The following is a 273-nucleotide window of genomic DNA, read 5'->3' as shown; positions in this document are numbered from 1 at the left end:
CTCAGGGTCGAGCGCCGAGGTGGGCTCATCGAAGAACATTACCCGGGGTTTCATGGCGAGCGCCCTAGCAATGGCCACGCGCTGCTTCTGACCGCCCGAAAGGCTCTCTGGAAAGTGACCCGCTCGGTCAGCAAGGCCGACCTGTTCGAGCATGGCTATGCCTTCTACATCGGCATCGCGACGGGAAAGGCCGTTGACCAAACGCAGTGCCTCGGTCACGTTCTCAAGCGCAGTACGATGGGGCCAGAGATGAAAGTGCTGGAACACCATGCC

Annotated in this window: 1 protein-coding gene; it reads right to left on the bottom strand. The window is 60.8% G+C overall.

Going from position 1 to position 273, the window contains the following annotated elements; translation table 11 throughout:
- On the bottom strand, nt 1-273 hold a 273-nt coding region (locus tag SB659_RS19510; protein ID WP_410551597.1), incomplete at both ends, for an ATP-binding cassette domain-containing protein.

This window comes from Arthrobacter sp. SIMBA_036 (assembly GCF_046535135.1).
GTDB lineage: Bacteria > Actinomycetota > Actinomycetes > Actinomycetales > Micrococcaceae > Arthrobacter.
Note: the sequence above shows the minus strand (reverse complement) of the source record. Positions and strands in the feature narration are given on the sequence as shown.